We start from the raw sequence: 20,156 nt of genomic DNA on the forward strand, positions 1-20,156 counted from the left end.
TAAGTACAAACAATAATCATTTGTTCATTTTTTGCTAATAAAGCTGATTAATCGCTAATTTTTTACTTTCAACTCAATAGTTAAGGGATTAATTGTTATTTTTAGAGTGGTAGCACTATTGCAACACCCTCTTACTTCTCAACGCCGAGCACTGGCGAAAATAACTCCGCCGGAACGTTGCGCACACTAAATGACATACTCGTGGCAACCACCGAGGCAAGCACTAACGCAATAGCGATAACGCCGGATACCCCTAGCCAGCGAATAGCAGAGGTTTTACGTCGCACTCGTAACCAGCCCATCACCACTCCGGCACCGCTCACAAAGGTCATCAGCGCGCCAAAGAACGCCCAAATGAGCTTAGTGCCGAGGCCGGCAAAGTTACCAAAGTGCAATGGATCGGCGGTGTCTTTTAGGCGCGGCACTAAGGGCAGTTGCTCGCCTTTTTGGATGCCTAAAACGGCCCCCGTTGCCGGGTGCAAATAGACCTTATTGGCGCGCAGGCGCAGCAGTATATCGTCGTTGTAACCGCGAATTTGGATAGCCTGATGACTGTGTTGTGGGTAGCTGATATAGCGAATATCCAAGCTTGGGAAGGCCTGCTTCGCCGCCTGATAAGCGGCACTCAAAGTGAGCGGCGGGCGTGTGCTCTTTTCATTTTGATTGGCCAATTGGGTCACTGCTGGCGGCGGTGCAACATAATGATCTATCTTCGCCGTTTGTAGGCCGTGTTCAACTAAATACCATAATCCCGTTAGTGCCATCACCAAGATAAACCAGTAACTCCACAGGCCAAGGAGTTTATGCCAATCGGACCAGCTATTGCGCTTGCTAAGTGTGAGAGGAGCGGGGCGCTTGAAAAAGTGACGCCACCACTGACGATATACGTAAAGGCTGGACACCAACAACACCACTAACAGTAAGCTTAAGCTGGTGATGATCAGCTTCCCCGTCCAGCCCATGGATAGGGTCATATGCCAGTTACGCAAGAATCGCGAGATACGTGCCCACGGCCCCTCTCCGAGTAATGCACCGGTGGCACCATCCACATACACGAAGCGAAAAGACCCTTGTATTTTTAACTGAACTTCAGTGGCGAGATAGTCTTGTTTGTGGCGAGCTAGATACATCACCTGAGCACCGGGGTAATGCGTATTCAAGGTGCGTTCAATGGCGGCAAAATCGGTGTCGCCACTGTCACTGATAGCGCGAAACTGACTATCACTCAGGTACTCAAGCTCGTGACTGAGTGTTGCTAAAGTACCCGATAAACAAGTCACGAAAAGCAGGGCGCCAACAAACAGCCCTGCCCATGAGTGCACATTAAACCACTGCCTAGCGCTCACTGGTATTCCTTAAAAACGATACTTGGCGCTCACATAAATGCGACGAGGCTCGCCAGGGAAGTGCCCTGTACGGGTAATAAAGCCGCTGGATGCATACTCTTTGTCGAAGAGGTTTTTAACCGAGAGCTGCCATTGCCAGTTTTGATACTGGGTTTGCCATGCCATATTGTAAATGGTGTAAGGCTTCACCGGCAATCCACCTAGGCTCATTTGCTCGTCGACATAGTCTAAACCTGCGGAAATTGATGAGTTAAGCTGTGGCAGCTCATAGCGAGTCCAGACTCCCAGTGTGTTTTGTGGCGCATTAGCAAACTTGTCGCTGTCGGGAATTTGGTTGCGAATGCTATCACTGGATTCGGTGATTCGTGTGTCGTTGTATGCATAGCTTGCGGTGATCACCCAACGTTCGGTAACATCTCCCACCACTTCCAGCTCAATCCCCTTACTTTGCACTTCTCCTAAGGCCACCAGATCATCGGTGCCATCATTGCCAATATCACCGAGCAAGCTGGGCTGTAAGATATTTTCGCGAACAATATCGTAGGTGGCAATGTTCACCGCGAGGCTGTCATCGAAAAGCTTAGTTCTTAGTCCTAACTCATTGATACGGCTGTGCTCTGGGTCAAACGGGCCACCAGCTGCAGGGTCTTGATTGCTCGCGCTTTGCGGCACAAATCCGGTACCGTGCAAGGCATAAGGGAAGAACATGTCATTGATGTTATAGCTCGTACCGAGACGATAAGTTATATCGCTATCGGAGAATTCGGTGTGATTGAGCCCATCACGGTCTTCAAAGTGATCGTAACGTAGCCCTGCAGTCACACTCCATTGGTCAGTTAAATCGACTTGGTCTTGTGCATAGACACCCCAACGCGTCAGCGTAGTCGCGCTCAAGCGAGAGGCAATGGCGTCCATGTTATAGTCGGCGCGTGAAGTCAGGCCATACTCAGGGTTATGTAGGTCGAGCCCGGGCACAGGGCCGCCTTTACTTTGTTGTCGTGCGGTACGGTAATCGCCAGCAAAGTCATGTTTATACCAATCACTACCAAGCAGTATTTGATGCTGCGTATCGCCAAGTTGTAACTCAGCAATGGCGTTGGCTGTTAGACTAAAACCTTCATTTTCGCGTATTTGATCACGAAATTCGCGATGGCTCCAGTCAGCTACGCCGTCGTTGTCAGTATCGACTAGGCCGCGAGGCTCATGATAATTCTGCAGTTCCTCGTTGTCGAAGTAACGTGCGGTGATATCCATTCGCCAAATATCATTCAGGTCATGTTTTATAATGGCTTGATAAACATGGGCCTCAACGTTTTGAAAGTCAGTCGCTTCGTTGTGATTCCAACTAATATCGGTGATGAAGTTACCTTGTTCGTCTACAGGAACGCCACGCAAGCGTGCGCCACCTAGCTCTTGTTCTATATAGGTATACTGTAGCGTCAGCTCGGCATCGTGAGTGGCCAGCCAGGTATAGCCCAGATCGACAATGGTGTTGTCGGTGGTAGTGTTGGCGCGAAAGGGCTCTTCGCTATCGCGGTATAGACCAACGCGATAGGCATGAGCGTCGGAATCACTGATGGCGCCGGTGCTTTCAAACGCTCCGCTAAGATAATCATCATTCCCAATCTCTAGTTCTACCGTGGTTTGCTCACTAAACTGCGGCTTTTTAGTCACGTAGTTAATAATGCCGCCTGGGTTACCACTGCCATACACTGCGCCAGCTGGCCCTTTGAGCACGGCGACTTGTTCAATATTAAATAGCTGGGGAACAGCAAAACCATTAAATGGGTCGCCCTTTACACCATCATAGAGAATTTCGTCTTGGCGAAAGCCGCGAAAGGTCACCCCTGAATAACTAAACGCATTAACGCCGGCGATATTGCTGTATAAATCGGTGATCTGGCGTGCAGCTTGATCGTTTATTAATGCTTGTGGCAGTACCTGAATCGACTGTGGAATTTTTTCCAAAGGCGTGTTGGTGCGGGTACCGAAACTTGATTCTGTGGGCCGATAAAGAGAAAACGCGCGACCAACTACCTCAATTTTCTCTATGGTATCGTTATTCGCTTGATCTTGCTCGGTGGCCGTATTGGCATGAGTAAGAGCCGGTAAAGAGCTAATTACAGCTAAGAAAATAGAACAGTAGCGCATAGTTATTGTAGTAAGTAAAACTGAAAACAGAACTTAAGTATAATGAAAACAATTATCACTTACAATATGGTTATATAAAATTGAGCAATAGTTAGGAGTACTCTTGATGCTTTTTACTTGCTCTGAAAACGATAGAAATCTCAATTTATTTAGATAGTTACTATGTGCTTATGATAGAAAGAATCACAGTTGTTTGTTGATGATGTAGGCACAACTTGTATAAATAAAGTAACACTTTATTGATCTTTTATTATCGTTACCGACGTAGTTGAGTTTGCTGTCTCACTTAAAAAAAGGAAAGCAAACGTGAAAGACTATCTGAAATTAACGCTTATAGCAGGTTTGTTGGCGCTTACTACCGCTTGTAGTGATGACGATGACAACGATACTGCTGTCGTCGAACCGCCCGAAGCGCCCATTACTACAGTGGTTGATGTTGCCGCTGCGTCTGAGGATTTTGAAACCTTGACCGCTGCACTTCAGGCCACCGGGCTAGATGCCACTCTCAGCGACACCGACAGTCAATTTACAGTGTTCGCACCCACTGATGACGCTTTTGCCTTGCTTGGGCAAGAAACCATTGATGCCTTGCTTGAGGACCCTGATACTCTCTCGGCGATCCTTACTTATCATGTTTTGGACTCTCGGGTCAGCTCAAGTGCCGCAATTGACGCCGCAGGCTCAACCATAGCGACAGTCAATGGTGCAGCATTGGGCTTGTCTTTATCTGGTGACGAGTTATTGGTCAACACGGCAACCGTGACCACCACGGATATTAGCGCCAACAACGGCGTGATCCATGTGATTGATGCGGTATTGACGCCGCCACAATCACAACCGCAGCAGCCAACGATGAATATTATTGAAACAGCGGTTGCCAGCGACGACTTCACCACCTTGGCGGCGGCCCTTGAAGCGACTAACTTGGTCGCAACCTTGAGTGACGAATCGCAGGAATTCACTGTTTTTGCTCCGACTGACGCGGCTTTTGCGGCATTAGGGCAAGCCACCATCGACACGTTACTGGCCAACCCTGAAGTGCTCAAAGAGATTTTGTTGCAGCATGTTGTCAGTGGCTCGGTAGACTCAATCACGGCATTTTCTTTGAGTGGCCAACAAGCACAGACGGTATCAGGCAATCAGATAGATATAACTATTGATGTCGAAAACGACACGCTAAAATTTGGTGATGCCACAGTGACCATGACAGACATCCAAACCACTAACGGTATTATCCATGTGCTCGATACTGTTGTTGTTGGTGAAGTTCAAGTCCCGGCACCAGCACAATCTGTGGTCGATGTCGCCGTCGGTAATGGCAACTTCAGCACTTTGGTGGCGGCTTTGCAAACCACAGGGCTGGATACCACTTTAGCCGATTTAGAGCGTGAATTTACCGTTTTTGCCCCGACCGATGCGGCCTTTGAGCAGCTTGACCAAGCTACTGTTGATGCGCTATTTGCCGACGCTGAAGCGCTATCAGATCTGTTGCTTTATCACGTACTTCCTGATGCCACAGTGCAATCAGACGCCGCCATTGCTGTGGCTAACTCAGAGCAGCCGATGATCACCATGGCCAATGGCGATATGGCGACGTTATCGCTGCAAAATGATATGTTGTACATTGACAATGCGCAGGTAACCACCGCCAACGTGGCCGCTGATAACGGTGTTATTCATGTGATTGATAGCGTGCTAATGCCGCCTAGTGAGCAGTCAATCGTGGATGTTGCCGTAGCCGATGGTAATTTCACAACCCTAGTCAGTGCGTTGCAAGAGGCTGGGCTTGAGCAAACCTTGGCAGACTTAGAGCGCGAGTTTACGGTGTTTGCTCCCACCGATGCGGCGTTTGATAAGCTTGACCAAGCGACCTTAGATGCGCTGTTAGCCGATCCTGAAGCGCTTACAAATGTACTTTTATATCATGTAGTTGCTGATGCTACGGTAAGCTCTGATGCGGCCATTGATATTGCTAATTCAGACAACCCAATGGTCACTATGGCCAATGGTGATATGAGCACTTTGTCAATTCAAGATGGGGCGCTATATATCGATGAGTCGGTGGTGAGCACGGCGGATGTAGCAAGTGACAATGGCGTCATCCATGTCATCGACACCGTTTTGATGCCGATGCAATAAGTACAACTCAGTGCAGACAGCCGGCCCGCTTATTTAAGCGGGCTTTTGTGCTTGTTGTGGTACAGAGTTAAAAGGTGTCTTTAAGCATAGCCATCATCTCGCTGACACTGAGCTGTGCAGTGCTATCAAAATCGCTGAGTAAGGTGTCGGCTAATTCGCGCTTGTGCTGATGCAGGGCGAGGATCTTTTCTTCAATAGTGCCTTTGGCAATGAGTCGGTAGATGGTCACCGGTCGTGTTTGCCCCATACGGTGAACGCGATCAGAAGCCTGTTGCTCTACCGCTGGGTTCCACCAAGGGTCCATATGAATAACATAGTCGGCCGCCGTGAGGTTCAAGCCTGAGCCACCGGCTTTAAGGCTAATTAAGAACACGTCCCCTTGGCCTTGCTGGAAGGCCTCAATACGTGCTTTGCGCGCAGCGGCTGGAGTGCTGCCGTCTAGGTATTGATAGGCGATGCCACGGCGCTTAATATGCGCTTCCAATAATCGTAAATGGCCGACAAATTGGCTAAAAATAAGTGCTTTATGATTATTCTCAAGTAGCTCCTGTAGTAGCTCATCAAGGGCTTCGAGTTTACTACTGGTTAAGGTGCTTTGTGGCATTGCCAATTGTGGGTGACAACTGGCCTGACGCAACTTAGTCAACTGCGCCAACATTTGGATGCGTTGCTCGCCGGGGTTATCGAGCTGCTCTAGTTGTTGCAGTTGCTCAAGGGCCTGCTGGCGCAGCGCTTCATAAAAATGCTGTTCTTCGTCGCTCAATGGTACTAACAGGTTAATCTCAGTCTTTTGCGGCAGCTCCTGCAAAACTTGCGACTTTAAGCGGCGTAGCATAAAAGGTTTGATCAGTTCCTTGAGTGCCCGGCGTGCCTTTATGGCCTTGGCCGGCTCCTGCTCGGCATTATCAATGACGTGGGTAAAGCGGCGACTAAAGCGTTTTAAGTTGCCCAGCAAACCAGGATTAATAAAGCGAAACAAACTCCACAGTTCGGTTAGGTTGTTCTCAATGGGGGTGCCTGTGGTGATCAGTTTAAATTCGCCTTTTAGGGCGTACGCAGCGCGAGTGCGTTTAGCCAGCGGGTTTTTTAACGCCTGAGCTTCGTCGGCAATAATGCTATGCCAGCGGATGGGTTCAAGTAACTCAATATGACGCTGTAGTTGCTGGTAGCTGATCACTAAACCATCGCCGGCGCCAAGTGCCTGCACTTTTTGCGCTCTTGTTTGGTGATCTTTTAGTTCTGAGAACTGTGTTAGCGTTAAGGTCGGAGCGAAGTGCTGCGCCTCTTGCTGCCAATTAAAGCACACCGAGGTAGGGGCAATGATCAGCGCTGGGCCATCCCCGGCGCGGGCAACTAACACCGCCAAAGCCTGCACCGTTTTACCTAAGCCCATATCATCGGCTAAACATCCTCCCGCACCCCAGTGGGCGAGACGCATGGCCCAGTCAAAACCTTGTAATTGATAGTCGCGCAAATGTGCCTGAAAGGTGCTGGGGAGTGGTGGCTGTAACGTGTTGGCTTCACGCATACGGCGGTCTAATTGCTCCCAGCCAGGTACAGTTTGCATGCGCATACCTGTAGTATGGTCGCGAATTAAGCGGCTGGTTAGTGGGTGATATAAGCCCTGATCGGCAGCCCCGCTGAGCACTTCGAGCTGCTGTTTTAGCTGTTCGCTGAGCGCCACAATACGATTATCTTCCAAGGTAATAAAGCGCCCCCCACTGGTGGCGAAAGCGGTGATCAAAGCTTGCCACTCCAGCACCTTGCCATCGTCCAATGTGGCGCTGCCGGTAATATCAAACCACTCATTTTTTTGGCTGATACTGAGTTGTAAATGCTCACTTTTTAGTGGCTGCGTTAAGGTAATAGCTTTTCCTCGCGGCCAGCGCAGCTTGAGCGGTAAATCAGGGTGTTGGTTGGCTAACGCCAATTGCAATTGCTCTAAAGTGACCAGCGCAGGTTGCCAATCGGGTTGTGACAAGCTGGTGTCGGTCATGGCCTGAAAATCACTGCAATGCTCATCTAGTTGCTCGAGCAAACGTTGTTCGTAGGCGAGATCGCGCTGTAGGGCAATACGCTTACCGTCAATATGAGCACTGACATTGCGGCTGCCCACCCCTGGCTTCATGGTCGGGCCATGCTCGCCAAAAGGCATCACTACGCAGTCGAACTTTAACCCCGACGACAAAGGGGTAATGTTGATCACTAATTCAGCAGCGGGTTCTGTTTGTATGAGTGCTTCGCCGATGCCATCGATGTCTGATTCGATGTTTATCAATGGCGCAATGGCGCGGATGCTTTGCAGTGCTTTTGCTTTCGCGTGACTGGGTATGGTGAGCCCCGCTTCGCCAACGATATTAACCACTTGCAGATGCTGTTGCTGAAAAATGGTGAACTCACACACCCCAGGACGAGGCATACGTACCGAGGTAAGCGGCGGCTCCGCCTGATAAATCTGGGTGGGCAACTGGGCGATACTGAGGCTAAGCTCATCGCCATGGGTGACGATGCGAAGGCTAGGCTCGCGCTGCACTAGCTCCAAAGCATGGCCTTGCTCATCAACAATATTATCGGCGCCGACGGCACAGGGTAGGGCGCTGGCAAGGGGTAAATGGTATTCTTTGCTGCGGTAGAAGTCATGGCCGGTGCGCACGTCGATTTGGGCGCAGATAGCCTGGTCTTGGTGGCTCAGGTTAAAGCTCTGAGGCTCTTTATGCAGGCGCTGTAACGACACGGCTTTGCCTTTACTCCAACCATGTTTACTGCGTTTTTGTTGTTTTGGTTTGAGCGTTGCTGCAAAACGCTCAGAGGTTAATTGCCATACTAACCGAGTGTCTTCATCGCGTGTGTTGTCAGTTTGAGTATCAAGCGCAAGCAGCTGTTCAAGGGCAATATCCCAGCTTTCTTGGCTTCGGAGTAAATGCGCAATGTTGATGGGAACGTCGGTAGATAAGCCGTCAAACTGCTGCAAAAAAGCGCCAAACAGCTGGCATTGGCTATGTTCGAAGAAACGTTGAGCAGGGTCTTTGAGCGCTAATAACCACGGCTCCGGTGATTGCGAACTCCAGCGGTACGCTGCCAGCGCAAACACCACATAAAGCTGATAATTCAACTCCCCTTTGCGACAGAACCCCAAGTAATCGGCGCGAAATCGGTAACTATCACGGCCTTTGAGATGATGCATAAAGCGCCTTAAAACCAACTCGATAGTCAGTGCAAATTCGCTGCGTTGCTTGTCTTGTTGTTGGTGATCCAGTTGCTGCTCTAGGGTCTGCAAGGGGCTGCGGTCTTGGCGACTGCCTAGAGTGAGCAAGGTGAGCTGGTAAAAAAGTCCGTAGATCCCTTCTAGGTATTGCTTTTTACGCCGTTGATATCGACTTTTGGCCTGTAGTGCCTGTTCAAATAACTGCTTCGCTGCTGCGAATTGTTGTTGTAAAAAAGCAGCACTGCCTTGCAGTAATAAACTATATAACTCGGTATCTTGCGGATTAATATGGGCCGCGAGTTGAGTGATATCGCCACGCCATAGATATTGCTCCGCCTTTAGATTGTGTAGCCAGGTGTTGTCCGGCACTGCGACACAAGCTTGATGTAAGTACTGCACTAGTACTGCCGTGCTTTGGCCTTGTTGCCGATGTGCTGCCAGTAGGGTGGCGAAGGCTTGATACTGTAAACGTGCATCCAGGGTCTTGAACTCATCAAGGTTAAAGGGATAGAACACCAAGCCGCACAGCGCCGGACTTTGTTGCCAATCAAGTTGTAGCGGGTTTTTAGGCAGTGCCAACAGCTCCATCACCCGCTTGTGTTCACCAAGGAAATACATATCGCGAATAAGGCGACGCTGATCGGCGGTTTGCTCTTGCCACTGGTAACTACTCAACACCGGAACCACGGTCTCGGCAGCGGTCAAGATCGCCAAGTAATGATTTTTAGCTATGGCGCTGCGCACCAGTGAATTGGCGACTAAACGGTTAATGACCACGCCGTGGCGACTTTGCTGCACCAGTTCTAAGGCTTTTAACTCGGTAATGGCATGTTTCAAGGTTTTGTCGTTGAAAGGCGCGATTGAAGCCATGTCCGGATGTTGCACAATGCGTGTCAGGGCATGCAACTCAATCGGTTTATAAATGGCGGCTAACACTCGGGCAAGGTGTTGTTGCTCTTGGCTAAGCTCATTAAAGCGGTGCAATAGCTCAGCAATGGTGTCGTTTAATTCAGCGGTTAGGGCGATAAAATGCATGGTTATGGCAGTGCAATGGTGGTTGCGACACGCTAGCAAAGCCAAGGTTTTTGCACAAGTGGGTTGTTTTTGCCTTTAATCCCCCAAGGTCTATAAGGTCAGTTTAATTAGAAGGAGAGTGTATGAGCGAGAAAATAGTGTTGATCACTGGCGCTTCCAGCGGCATTGGTGAAGCCACGGCACGCAAACTTGTGGCTGAGGGGCATAAGGTGGCATTGACCGCGCGCAGTGAGGATAAGCTTACTCAGTTGGTACAAGAGCTTGGCGAAGACTTTGCCGTAGCGTTTGCCTGTGATGCCACCGATTATGATGCACTTAAAGATGTTGTTGAGCGTACGGTGATGCATTATGGGCGCTTGGATGTGGCTTTTGCTAATGCCGGTACTGGAGTGAGTAAAGCGGGCACAGAAAAGGGCGACCCACAGCAATGGCAGAAGATGATAGACATTAATATTAATGCCCTGCTATACACCGCTCATGCCAGCTTGCCACATTTGCGGAAAACCCAAGGGCAATTCATTCTTACTAGCTCGGTTGCTGGGCGCATGCCATTGAAGGGGTCTATTTATGGCGCGAGTAAGTGGTTTGCCTATGGCTTTGGGCAAAACCTGGCGCTAGAGATGGCCCAGTGGCAGGGGCGTTGCACCACTATCACCCCAGGCATGGTGGACACGCCATTTTTCGACGAACCGAAACCGGATAAGCTTGCCGCTGACGATATCGCCGACGCGGTTTACTATGCTATCAGCGCTGATGCTAGGGCGAATGTGCGTGAGGTGCATGTCATGCCGACGCAAATGGACAGCTAGCAATATTGATAAGTAAGGGCCGCTTGGCGGCCCTGTCACTTTAGCGTGCCAGTTCGAGAATGGACTGGGCAACTTGAGGGGTAATATCACCGTGTTCGCCGAGTTCATGCAAATCATTGCGACGCAGGTTCTCAGCTGCTTCGCTAGCCGCTTGGCTATCTAATCCGTAATCACTGAGGCGGGTTTTCACCCCCATCTGCTCGAAGAAGTCTTGCACCGCTTTGATGGTGGCATCGATTAGTGCCTCTTCATCGGCATTTTCTAGAGCGAAGACACGCCGTCCTAGCTGCATGATTTTCTCACGCTTTTGCTCTTTTTTCACAAACATCAGCGCCGGTAGCACAATGGCCAAAGTTTGCGCGTGGTCGAGGTTATAAAGCGCTGTCAGCTCATGGCCTATCATGTGCGTGGCCCAATCTTGCGGCACGCCTTTACCAATCAAGCCATTCAGTGCCATGGTCGCTGACCACATGATATTAGCCCGTACAGCGTAATCATGCGGTGTACTTAGCGCTTGCGGGCCCTGCTCAATAAGAGTCGACAAAATACCCTCGGCAAAACGGTCCTGCAGCGGCGCGTTCACCGGGTAGGTTAAGTACTGTTCAATCACATGGACAAAGGCATCAACGACACCATTAGCCACTTGTCGAGTGGGCAGCGAATAGGTGTAAGTTGGGTCTAATACCGCAAATTGGGGTTGCACTAAAGGCGAGCCAAATGCGCGCTTTTGCTGTGTGGCCTTTTTGGTGACCACCGAATTACCGTTACTCTCCGACCCCGTGGCTGGTAGCGTAAGCACGGCGCCAATAGGCAGCGCGCTTTTTACCTCAGCCCCTTCGACAAGAATATCCCAACCGTCGCCAGGATAGTGCGCTGCTGCGGCAATATATTTCGCTCCATCGATCACGCTGCCACCGCCAACGGCAAGAATAAAGTTGATATCTTGCTCTTTGACCACTTGCAGAGCCTCACTGAGGGTTTCATAGGTGGGGTTAGGCTCCACTCCGGCGAACTCAACAAACTCGAACCCGGCAAGGGCGGCAACAACATCGTCATAAACGCCGTTTTTCTTAATCGAGCCGCTACCGTATAGCAATAAGATTTTGTCATTGCTATTAAGTCGCTCGGCGATAAGCTTGCTTTGGCCTTCGCCAAAGAGGATCTCTGTGGTGTTTTTAAATTCAAAGTTTAACATGGTGTTACTACCCTACTGGCTACGTTGACGCAATGCGGAAATAAGTGCATCGGCAAGTTTGTTATCGGAAAAAGGGTTTTGCGCGGTGATCAGCTCTCTATCAACCACTACATTAGGTTGCCATTTGTCGGCAAAGCTCATATCGCCACCGGCTTGGGCCATGGCTTTGGCTGGATAATAACGTAGTTTTTTACCTGCCAACGAAGCTTCAAAGCTGGCTTCCTCGGGATTTGAGAAAATAGTCATACGGTAACCATCATAGAGCCAGTCTGTGGCTGATGCGTTTTGCCCGGAGGCAATCTTTTGCTCGTAAGCGCCGGGTTTTTGCTGTGCTGATAACAGCGCGATAGGCCCGTGGCAAATAGCCGCCGTTGGTTTCTGCTGACGATGAAAGTGCGATAAAATGGTGCCTACTTCTGGGTTATTGGCCAAATCTATCAAAGGTGCGTGGCCACCAGGAATGAATACGCCGCTGTACTGGTCTAGGCCATTGTCGATCACTTGAGTGAGGCTCAAGGTATCGTTAATGCCCTCTAAGTTTGCTACGACCTTTTCAATACGTGCCATTTCTTGTTCGTTACCCCCAAAGTACATGGCTTTGACCGAGTTTTCATCTACTTGTGGGGCGTTCCCTTTCGGTGTTGCAAGCACCAAGTCATAGCCCGCTTTTTGTAACTTATCAGCGGGTACGCCAAATTCATTGAGGTAATACCCTGTTTCATAGGAACTGCCATCGGCGAGGGTCATGTGCGTTTCACTGGAGAGCAGCACCAGCACTTGCTCTGCATTGCTATTGGCGCTAACGGTCGCGGTGGTTAGTAAGGTCGCCACGGTGGCGATTAGGGTGGTAATTGATTTGATACGCATACTTGCTCCAATCAAGTTTAGGATGAGACAAGTATAGCGGAGGGCTATAATAAGCAGAATTCAGTTTAATTTGGGTTAGGTATAAAATATCTGATATCAGTTTATGTCTTACTTTGTGCAATTACGAACCTTCGTTGAAGTCTATCGCTGTTTGAATATCTCTCGAGCGGCGAAAAATCTGGGGTTATCACAGCCGGCGGCGACAGCGCATATTCAAACAGTGGAGTCGGCCGTGGGAAAATCGCTCTTTACGCGCCGTCATCGCGGGGTTGAGCCGACCAACATAGCGCATGAGTTGGCGGCCCAGTTGGGTAGCCATTTCGATGCCATAGAACAAAAAATGGCGTCAACGCGCAGTCGCTCTACCGATGTGCAAGGAACCATTACCCTCGCCGGGCCCGCCGAATACATTAGTTACGTGGCCTCCGCGCAGCTTGCAAATCTATTGCAGGGGGGCAATGTGACGGTCACCATCTTGCCCGGTAACCGCGAGCAAATTTATTCGGCACTGGACAGCGGCAATGCCGATTTAGCGATCACCGCTTCATTACCCGATAGCAAGGTTTATGACTATCAGGTGCTCGATAGTGAGAGGCTGATGCTGGTTGCACATCGCTTGCTTGCCGATGCGCTTGCCCAAGCACCAATCGATGCCAGCGTTTTAAACACTTTACCAGTGGTGAGCTACGATGCTCAGCTACCGCTTATTCGAGAATATTTTGATGTGATTTTTAAAGCTCATTGCCGCTCGCCAATCGTCGCTACCTGCCCTGATATTCGTGCTCTGGCGGGGATTGTGCGCACCGGCGTGGGTTATTCGGTGTTGCCGGACTACTTGTGTCATGACGATATTCGCAGCGGACGTTTGGTGCAGTTGGGCCCCGAAGGACCGGAAAACAATATTTATCTGGCCTGGCGTAAAGGCGCGTTGGCACACCCTAGAGTTAACTATGCGCGAGACATTATGATGGCGTTTTCCAACATTAATCGCTACGCATTTCATCGCGAATAAGTGTATTGGCTCTTTTGTTTTGCCTGCACTAACACCACAATAGAGTTTTACAGTGCCCATGGGAGGGAATGATGTCGGTAGAAAAAACCCGCTTAGCCATTTGTAATCTGACCAAAGAGCAATACCCACAGATTAAAACACTGATGGACGAAGCTTACCCCGATTTAGGTGGTGCCTGGCCTAGCCACACGATTTTCCGTTTGATTGACCAGTTTCCCGAAGGGCAAATTGGCATTGTTGATGATGAGCAGTTAGTAGGCATCGCCCTCAGTGTGCAGGTTGACTATGCGCGCTTCTCTAACCCTCATACCTATGATGATATCGTCGATGGCCATGACCGAGTGTTTAGCGACCCTAATGGCGATGCATTGTACGGCTTAGATGTGGCGATTGCTGCGAGTCACCGAGGCATGCGTTTAGGAAGACGTTTGTATGATGCGCGTAAAGAGTTATGTCGGCAGTATAATTTAAGGGCTATTTTAGCCGGAGGCCGTATACCGCTCTATCACAACTATCGCGCCCAGATGTCGCCTATGGAATACATCGAAAAGGTGGATAGGAAAGAGGTGTATGACCCAATCCTCAGCTTTCAGCTTGCCAACGACTTTCAGGTCAAGCGGCTGTTAAAGAAATATCTGCCAGAGGATGAAGAATCGGTGGGTTATGCCACCTTACTGGAGTGGAATAATATTCTCTTTGAGCCTACCGATACGGTTATTGAAAGCACCAAATCGATTGTTCGTGTGGGTGCGGTGCAATGGCAGATGCGCAGTGTTGAAAGCGTCGATGAGCTGCTTAAGCAAGTGGAGTATTTTGTCGATACCGTTTCCGACTACCAAAGCGATTTCATTCTCTTCCCTGAGTTTTTCAATATGCCGTTGATGGGCATACAAGAACATCGCAGCCAGACCGAGGCGATTCGCTTTTTAGCTGAGTATACCAGCACGCTCGTTGATGCGATGTCGCGTATGGCGGTGGAGTACAACGCCAATATTATTACCGGCTCAATGCCGGTTGCTGAGAATGACACTATTTATAATGTCAGTTACCTGTGTCATCGCAGTGGTAAAGTGGATGAACAGCGCAAAATCCATATTACCCCTCATGAGGCCAATGACTGGGTGATCCAAGGTGGTGATAAAATAGCGGTATTTGATACTGATGCCGGACGAGTCGGAATTCAGATTTGCTACGATGTAGAGTTTCCCGAACTGGCGCGTATTCTTGCCGAGCAGGGATTGGATATTCTCTTTGTACCCTTTTGGACTGATACTAAAAACAGTTACTTACGCGTGCGCCATTGTGCCCAAGCGCGCGCCATTGAAAATGAATGCTATGTAGTCATCGCAGGCAGTGTGGGTAATTTACCGGAAGTGGAAAGTTTAGACGTGCAGTACTCGCAAGCTGCGGTATTAACGCCATCGGATTTTTCTTTTCCTCATGATGCTTGCTTGAACGAAGCCACGCCTAACACTGAGATGTTGTTGTTCTCCGATCTTGATATGGATAAGTTGAAAATTCTCCACAGTGAAGGCACAGTGCGCAACCTTAAGGATCGTCGCGATGATCTATACCAAGTGAAGTTAGTTAAAGGAGCCTCTTAATGGCGTGGTTGTATTTGATTTGCGCAGGGTTATTTGAAATTGGTTGGCCTGTAGGGTTAAAACTGGCTCAGGAGCCACAAACGCGCTGGTTAGGGATAGCCATGGCAATTGTATTTATGGGTGTTAGTGGCTTTTTACTTTGGCTGGCGCAAAAGACCATTCCAATTGGCACTGCCTATGCGGTTTGGACAGGCATAGGCGCCGCAGGCACCTTCTTGGTTGGGGTGTTCTTCTACGGCGACAGCTCATCATTAATGCGCTATTTCGGTGTGTTATTGATTATCGCTGGGGTGATTACCTTAAAGGTGGCGAACTAGGGGTAGGTGACGGTGATTAAATCACCGTCGACCACACACTTAAAAATTTTATCATTTATCCATTGTTGGCTTACCATATAAATGCTTGTGCCCACCTCCTCTTGAGTGGCGACGACATCCTTATCGATATGCAGTAACTCGCCACTACTAGGTAATAGCATTGACATCCAACCGTATTCCTCAGGGGTACCTAGGTGTAAAATCCAAAATAGCCTTGCTTCTTGCCAAAACATATAAGTGTATTCGCTGCCTTCGCGGTAGTGAGCCACATAAAAGTGGTGCTGCCCCGATAGTTCAGGTCTTCTTTGCTCGATAACTTGTAATAAGGTAGATTTAAAGTAGTTAAAACCTGGGTTATCCGTTATGGAAGTTAGCTCTTTATCTTCAGAATGAGCTTGTGCAGTGAACATTGTTAAGAGAATAACGATAAGGGTAATATAAGTGAGCTGCTTAGTTCCTTGCATGGGGTGTTCCTTTTCTATCCGTGCCCAACAATATTACTACATACAATGGCTATTAAATAAATGAGATAAGCAATTTTGAGCCTAAAAGCGGTGCCTATACAACAGAGGCTTTCTCAATTAATCGCTGAGCTCTAAGCTAACGCAGAAAAGGCGGGCAGCGACAACAAGTAAGGGAAGATGCTTTAAAGTTAAACTAGGAGATTTAAACAATGAAGAGCTATCGCTTTTTCGCTTCGATTATTTTTCTTTTATTAAGCCAATTCGTTAGTGCTTCTGATTGCCTCGCTATCAAAGTTACTAAGCCTATTGAAGTTGTTAATAACAAAGCCGATGTGGATTTTACTCAGGTAAAGCTTCTCCATAAAGATAAATCAGGAATTTGCTTGCCGACCCAAGACACTTATATTCTCAGTTACGATGAGAATAAGGTGCCATTTTTGGCTGCCAGGATACAAGGGCACACGCCGAGTATCACTTTCGTCAACAAAGACGGTGTTGATTATGCGCTCGTGAAGTATTACTCGGGGAATAAACTGCTGGCCTTAAAAGGGTTTGTTTATAAACATTCTAGCCTGGAAGCGATCGGCGACTTTACACTGACGAGTAATATCAGCCGCATAGAAGTGAGTGATACAGATATCACCGTCTATAATTCAGAGCTTGGTGAAGACGATGTCACAACAACGTCGACTACCTTTGGCTTCGATACATCGGGTACGTTTATTAAATAGTCGAAATAAATGTTTTGGCTCGGCATTCACCTACGTGCGTACTGAGCCTCCACTGCGTGGCAATATACAGCGCGATGTTAGTACATATAACCCGCTGTTATCCCCACATCACTGCAATAGCTGCTATAGCAATCAGCAGCAGGCCTAGGCTGTCACGGCGTTTTACTGGCTGTTTGAGCCATAGATAGGAGATTAGCATGGTGAAAAATACCTCCACTTGGCCCAAGGTTTTTACATAGGCGACGTGCTCTAAACTCATAGCACTAAACCAGCCAATAGAGCCAATGCAGCTGGTTAAGCTGATCCAAGCCGTTAGTCGCCGGTATCGCCATAAGCTTAATAATGCGGGCCGATCTTTATAGCCGAGATAGGCCAGTAAAATGAGGGTTTGCAGGGTAAGTACAAATAATAAAACCCAAGCAGCACTATGCGGAAAGGTCAGTCCCGAACTGAGACTCGCTTGGCGCACCCATAAAGAGGTGAGGGCGAAACTACTGCCACAGGCAAGCCCCAGCAACACCGTTGGCCCATTGAGAGTGCGCAAGCTTGGGCCCGACAATAGCATGACCGCAATGGCGCCGAGAATAACCCCAAACCAGCCCAATAACGAGAGCGTTGAGCCAAAAAACAACATACCTAAAATAGCTGCGACCAAGGCTTCGCTCTTTGCCAGCCCTGCGCCCACAGCGTAGTTGTTCATTTTGAATAATCGTACCATCAAGGCGGTGGCGAGTATTTGCATCAGCGCTGCGCCAACGACGTAGTAGAGTAAGGTCGGTGATGGGGTGATCAGCTGGGTTGGTTGAACTTGGTAAAGCACAGCAAGATAAACACCAGCGAGTGGGCCGGCAACGATAAACCGTGCAAGGGTGACCGCAAGGCTGGAGGTATGGCAACTCAGCTGGCTCTGCAGAGCGTTGCGCCAGCTTTGCGAAAAGGCCGCTAACAATGTCAACAACACCCAAGCCATGAATTCAACCAATAAGAAAAACTTTAAGTTATCATGGTGTTGTAGCGTTGGCTAATGAGGAAATTAGATACTCATTATTAACCAAGGTAATAACTACCCCAAGGTGCTTGTAGGCGTAGCTAGGGTAAACCCAATACCAAGCCAAGCCTGATATTGGGTGCATATCATCGTGCGCTTAAAACCCGGCTACCGGGCCTTTAACAAACTTCTGTGTGGGGGTGAATTTCAGCATCCGAGTGTGGTCACTTAACTCAACATCCACCAACTTGAATGGCCCCGTTGCCGCTGTGGCAACATCGAAAGGCAGGGTAAAAGTATCAACACCTTTTATCGCTTTCGCGACCTCGACAGTAGCCAGCTTGGTTGCCTTACCTGCTACCATTCCTTGCAGCGTAGCGCGAATAGCGTAACGGCCTTCATCACTCACACTCACCGGTACGCTGGCTTGGAAACGGTTATTACCGAGCGCACTGACTTTTGCGGTTTTCATGGTAATAGTGTCTTTACTATACACAAAAGGCAGTTTTATGGTGCGTTTAACCTGTTGGCCGTTAATGTTTACTGTGGTGTCGGCTTCTATTTCATAAAATCCTTGCGCCGCTCCTACATGCTGTAACGGCTGGCTGAAAATCACTTTACCGTTGGCGTAACGAGCAGAGAGTTGTTCATCCACCGGGCTGTGAACACGCAGCGAAACATTGTTGGCAGCCTTGCTAGCGTTGCCCTGCTGCGCCATAGATAAATCCATAGCAAGAGAACGCTGTTGTTCATCGACTCTGAAATCGGCGTGGGCTTTCAGTGCATAGGGTGAATCTTTCTCTACTACATGCAGCAGATATTGGTCATCGTCACCCAGTGACTGAGTACTTTGTAGCATCGGCTTGTTTTGCGCACTGACATTTTTGATCTGAATGGCAACACTGCCATCTTTAAAGCCCGCTTGCTGCATTTGTTGCTGCGCGGCTATGCTCTTTAGCGCCAGTGAGGCGTTGCTTTTTGCATCTCGCAGTTGCAGTTTATCCATTTGCAATTGTTGCGGTTTAATCACTGTGCCGCTGTCAAAGCGCGCTTTTGGTGCAACGCGGATGAGGTGGTCGGCTTGGGTGACGTGCACAGCCACACCTTGTTTGAGCTCTCGACCACTGACCGTTTGCCAGTATTCATGGCTGCTTTTTGTTAACTGTTGCAAGCTGGTGTTGTCGCCTTGATATACATTAGGCCACTGATATATGGTTTGTTCATTGGCCATTGCGGCGCTGGTCATCATGGCCAGAGCACTCAGGGTTAGTGTGTATTTCATGTCTGGCTCCTATATTCTGTTTTTCAGCATATCGCCCAGGCCAAAGCAGTCGCGACGACTTTGCTGGTGGCTTAGTGGCTCACTGCCACGGGTGCGTGATTTATCGGTAAACCATACCGAGCCCGCTAGAGCTTGAGAACTGCACTCCAGAAAGCCGTCGGAGCAGTTATCAAGCCAGTTTTGCGTGACCTCTAGGCCAACTTGATTTTGATAACCACCGCAATAACTATCCGAATCCCACACCGCAGACTCAACGTCACTGCCGATCACTGTTTCAAAACGTGAGGGGAGAGTTGGGCGATTCGGCGTACCTTTTAACCACTCGGCATTATAAGCAGCCATCCAAGACACTTGTTGCTGTTTTACTGCGTCATTGCCGTAGCCGAGGATCCAACCTAACCCTTGCTCAAAGGTGTTACCGGCAATCACCGCATCGGCCAAAGGGGTGCCGCCACTGGAGGGGGCCAAGGCGATGGTGTGATTGACTTTATTGATGATACTTGGGTAACGGCTATCCCACGTGGGGTTGGAGAGGATCCAACGCACCACATTGCCGCCGTTTGAATGAGTGATCAGCGTTAAGTCAGTAATATTTTTGTTGGCAATAAAGCTGTTTAATGAATCGGCTAGGCAACCTGCGGCGCCTTCGGCCCACATAAACTGCTCAAAGTCACAATTAATCACCGTAAAGTTATTGGGGTTGGCAATGCCTTGACGCACCTTATCAACAAAACCACTGGTCCAGTAGTCGTTATAGGCATCGCTTTGCTGGCCTGTGCCGTGGATGAAGGCAACGCCCTCAGTTGCGAAAACGCCTTGGCTCATTCCGAGCGTAAGCGCGAGAGAGATTAGTTTTATTTTCATGTGTGTTCCTGTTGATTGTTATTTCCATCAGGGTAGAGGTGTGACCTCCGATCAGAAAATAGACTAAAGAGGTACAATTGCAAGCTGTAATTTACAATTATTTAACCTTGGTGTCTGTTTTAGGGGCTAAAATAGGAGCTGTGATGC

15 protein-coding genes are annotated in these 20,156 nt (G+C 49.0%); 6 read left to right on the plus strand and 9 right to left on the minus strand.

The genetic code is table 11. The features are described from left to right. Positions 1-131: 131 nt before the first annotated feature. Complete coding sequence (locus EXT46_RS09065) at positions 132-1,346, minus strand: PepSY-associated TM helix domain-containing protein (protein ID WP_130146788.1); 1,215 nt, start codon at positions 1,344-1,346, stop codon at positions 132-134. Positions 1,347-1,355: 9 nt separating this feature from the next. Further along, complete coding sequence (locus EXT46_RS09070) at positions 1,356-3,497, minus strand: TonB-dependent siderophore receptor (RefSeq protein WP_130146790.1); 2,142 nt, start codon at positions 3,495-3,497, stop codon at positions 1,356-1,358. A 306-nt stretch (positions 3,498-3,803) separates the two neighbouring features. On the opposite strand from EXT46_RS09070, the gene EXT46_RS09075 reads away from it, so the two are divergent. After that, positions 3,804-5,636 (plus strand): fasciclin domain-containing protein, encoded by a 1,833-nt coding sequence (locus tag EXT46_RS09075; protein WP_165381095.1) that lies wholly within the window; start codon positions 3,804-3,806, stop codon positions 5,634-5,636. Positions 5,637-5,703: 67 nt separating this feature from the next. Here the strand turns inward: EXT46_RS09075 and EXT46_RS09080 are convergent, their stop codons facing one another. Beyond that, positions 5,704-9,876 carry a DEAD/DEAH box helicase gene (locus EXT46_RS09080; RefSeq protein ID WP_130146792.1) on the minus strand — a complete coding sequence of 1,391 codons (4,173 nt, stop codon included), beginning with the start codon at positions 9,874-9,876 and terminating at the stop codon, positions 5,704-5,706. Positions 9,877-9,998: 122 nt separating this feature from the next. On the opposite strand from EXT46_RS09080, the gene EXT46_RS09085 reads away from it, so the two are divergent. After that, on the plus strand, positions 9,999-10,685 hold the full coding sequence (locus EXT46_RS09085) for an SDR family oxidoreductase (protein ID WP_045979392.1): 687 nt from the start codon (positions 9,999-10,001) through the stop codon (positions 10,683-10,685). A 40-nt stretch (positions 10,686-10,725) separates the two neighbouring features. Here EXT46_RS09085 and EXT46_RS09090 read toward each other — a convergent pair whose 3' ends face one another. Next, the gene (locus EXT46_RS09090; RefSeq protein ID WP_130146794.1) at positions 10,726-11,880 is read right to left on the minus strand and encodes an iron-containing alcohol dehydrogenase; all 1,155 of its coding nucleotides are present in this window, start codon (positions 11,878-11,880) and stop codon (positions 10,726-10,728) included. Positions 11,881-11,892: 12 nt separating this feature from the next. Beyond that, complete coding sequence (locus EXT46_RS09095) at positions 11,893-12,747, minus strand: type 1 glutamine amidotransferase domain-containing protein (protein ID WP_130146796.1); 855 nt, start codon at positions 12,745-12,747, stop codon at positions 11,893-11,895. Positions 12,748-12,850: 103 nt separating this feature from the next. On the opposite strand from EXT46_RS09095, the gene EXT46_RS09100 reads away from it, so the two are divergent. From EXT46_RS09100 to EXT46_RS09110, 3 genes are all read left to right on the plus strand, one after another. Next, positions 12,851-13,759, plus strand: a complete 909-nt coding sequence (locus tag EXT46_RS09100) for a LysR family transcriptional regulator (protein WP_045979389.1) — start codon at positions 12,851-12,853, stop codon at positions 13,757-13,759. Positions 13,760-13,830: 71 nt separating this feature from the next. Continuing rightward, positions 13,831-15,363, plus strand: a complete 1,533-nt coding sequence (locus EXT46_RS09105) for a carbon-nitrogen hydrolase family protein (protein WP_045979388.1) — start codon at positions 13,831-13,833, stop codon at positions 15,361-15,363. After that, complete coding sequence (locus EXT46_RS09110) at positions 15,363-15,680, plus strand: multidrug efflux SMR transporter (RefSeq protein WP_022945006.1); 318 nt, start codon at positions 15,363-15,365, stop codon at positions 15,678-15,680. The genes EXT46_RS09105 and EXT46_RS09110 overlap by 1 nt, the downstream gene beginning before the upstream one ends. Here the strand turns inward: EXT46_RS09110 and EXT46_RS09115 are convergent. Further along, positions 15,677-16,144 (minus strand): hypothetical protein, encoded by a 468-nt coding sequence (locus EXT46_RS09115; protein WP_130146798.1) that lies wholly within the window; start codon positions 16,142-16,144, stop codon positions 15,677-15,679. The two genes, EXT46_RS09110 and EXT46_RS09115, sit on opposite strands and share 4 nt — an antisense overlap. A gap of 209 nt (positions 16,145-16,353) precedes the next feature. On the opposite strand from EXT46_RS09115, the gene EXT46_RS09120 reads away from it, so the two are divergent. Next, a complete protein-coding gene (locus EXT46_RS09120) occupies positions 16,354-16,875 on the plus strand; it encodes a hypothetical protein (RefSeq protein ID WP_130146800.1) in 522 nt (173 codons plus the stop codon). 97 nt (positions 16,876-16,972) lie between these two features. Here EXT46_RS09120 and EXT46_RS09125 read toward each other — a convergent pair whose 3' ends face one another. The 3 genes from EXT46_RS09125 to EXT46_RS09135 form a co-directional block, all read right to left on the minus strand. Further along, on the minus strand, positions 16,973-17,845 hold the full coding sequence (locus EXT46_RS09125) for a DMT family transporter (RefSeq protein ID WP_130146802.1): 873 nt from the start codon (positions 17,843-17,845) through the stop codon (positions 16,973-16,975). A 175-nt stretch (positions 17,846-18,020) separates the two neighbouring features. Beyond that, complete coding sequence (locus EXT46_RS09130; protein ID WP_130146804.1) at positions 18,021-19,145, minus strand: DUF4785 domain-containing protein; 1,125 nt, start codon at positions 19,143-19,145, stop codon at positions 18,021-18,023. Positions 19,146-19,154: 9 nt separating this feature from the next. After that, the gene (locus EXT46_RS09135) at positions 19,155-20,009 is read right to left on the minus strand and encodes a hypothetical protein (RefSeq protein WP_022945011.1); all 855 of its coding nucleotides are present in this window, start codon (positions 20,007-20,009) and stop codon (positions 19,155-19,157) included. Between the last annotated feature and the right edge of the window lie 147 nt (positions 20,010-20,156).

The sequence above is a fragment of the Pseudoalteromonas sp. CO325X genome, assembly GCF_004208955.1.
Taxonomy (GTDB): domain Bacteria; phylum Pseudomonadota; class Gammaproteobacteria; order Enterobacterales; family Alteromonadaceae; genus Pseudoalteromonas; species Pseudoalteromonas ruthenica.

What these genes read in the sequence shown, in the direction of transcription:
- EXT46_RS09085 (WP_045979392.1), top strand. Translation starts at nt 9,999, where the DNA reads ATGAGCGAGAAAATAGTGTTGATCACTGGCGCTTCCAGCGGCATTGGT.
- EXT46_RS09105 (WP_045979388.1), top strand. Translation starts at nt 13,831, where the DNA reads ATGTCGGTAGAAAAAACCCGCTTAGCCATTTGTAATCTGACCAAAGAG.
- EXT46_RS09080 (WP_130146792.1), bottom strand. Translation starts at nt 9,876, where the DNA reads ATGCATTTTATCGCCCTAACCGCTGAATTAAACGACACCATTGCTGAG.
- EXT46_RS09130 (WP_130146804.1), bottom strand. Translation starts at nt 19,145, where the DNA reads ATGAAATACACACTAACCCTGAGTGCTCTGGCCATGATGACCAGCGCC.
- EXT46_RS09135 (WP_022945011.1), bottom strand. Translation starts at nt 20,009, where the DNA reads ATGAAAATAAAACTAATCTCTCTCGCGCTTACGCTCGGAATGAGCCAA.
- EXT46_RS09120 (WP_130146800.1), top strand. Translation starts at nt 16,354, where the DNA reads ATGAAGAGCTATCGCTTTTTCGCTTCGATTATTTTTCTTTTATTAAGC.
- EXT46_RS09100 (WP_045979389.1), top strand. Translation starts at nt 12,851, where the DNA reads ATGTCTTACTTTGTGCAATTACGAACCTTCGTTGAAGTCTATCGCTGT.
- EXT46_RS09095 (WP_130146796.1), bottom strand. Translation starts at nt 12,747, where the DNA reads ATGCGTATCAAATCAATTACCACCCTAATCGCCACCGTGGCGACCTTA.
- EXT46_RS09090 (WP_130146794.1), bottom strand. Translation starts at nt 11,880, where the DNA reads ATGTTAAACTTTGAATTTAAAAACACCACAGAGATCCTCTTTGGCGAA.
- EXT46_RS09125 (WP_130146802.1), bottom strand. Translation starts at nt 17,845, where the DNA reads ATGGCTTGGGTGTTGTTGACATTGTTAGCGGCCTTTTCGCAAAGCTGG.
- EXT46_RS09110 (WP_022945006.1), top strand. Translation starts at nt 15,363, where the DNA reads ATGGCGTGGTTGTATTTGATTTGCGCAGGGTTATTTGAAATTGGTTGG.
- EXT46_RS09070 (WP_130146790.1), bottom strand. Translation starts at nt 3,497, where the DNA reads ATGCGCTACTGTTCTATTTTCTTAGCTGTAATTAGCTCTTTACCGGCT.
- EXT46_RS09115 (WP_130146798.1), bottom strand. Translation starts at nt 16,144, where the DNA reads ATGCAAGGAACTAAGCAGCTCACTTATATTACCCTTATCGTTATTCTC.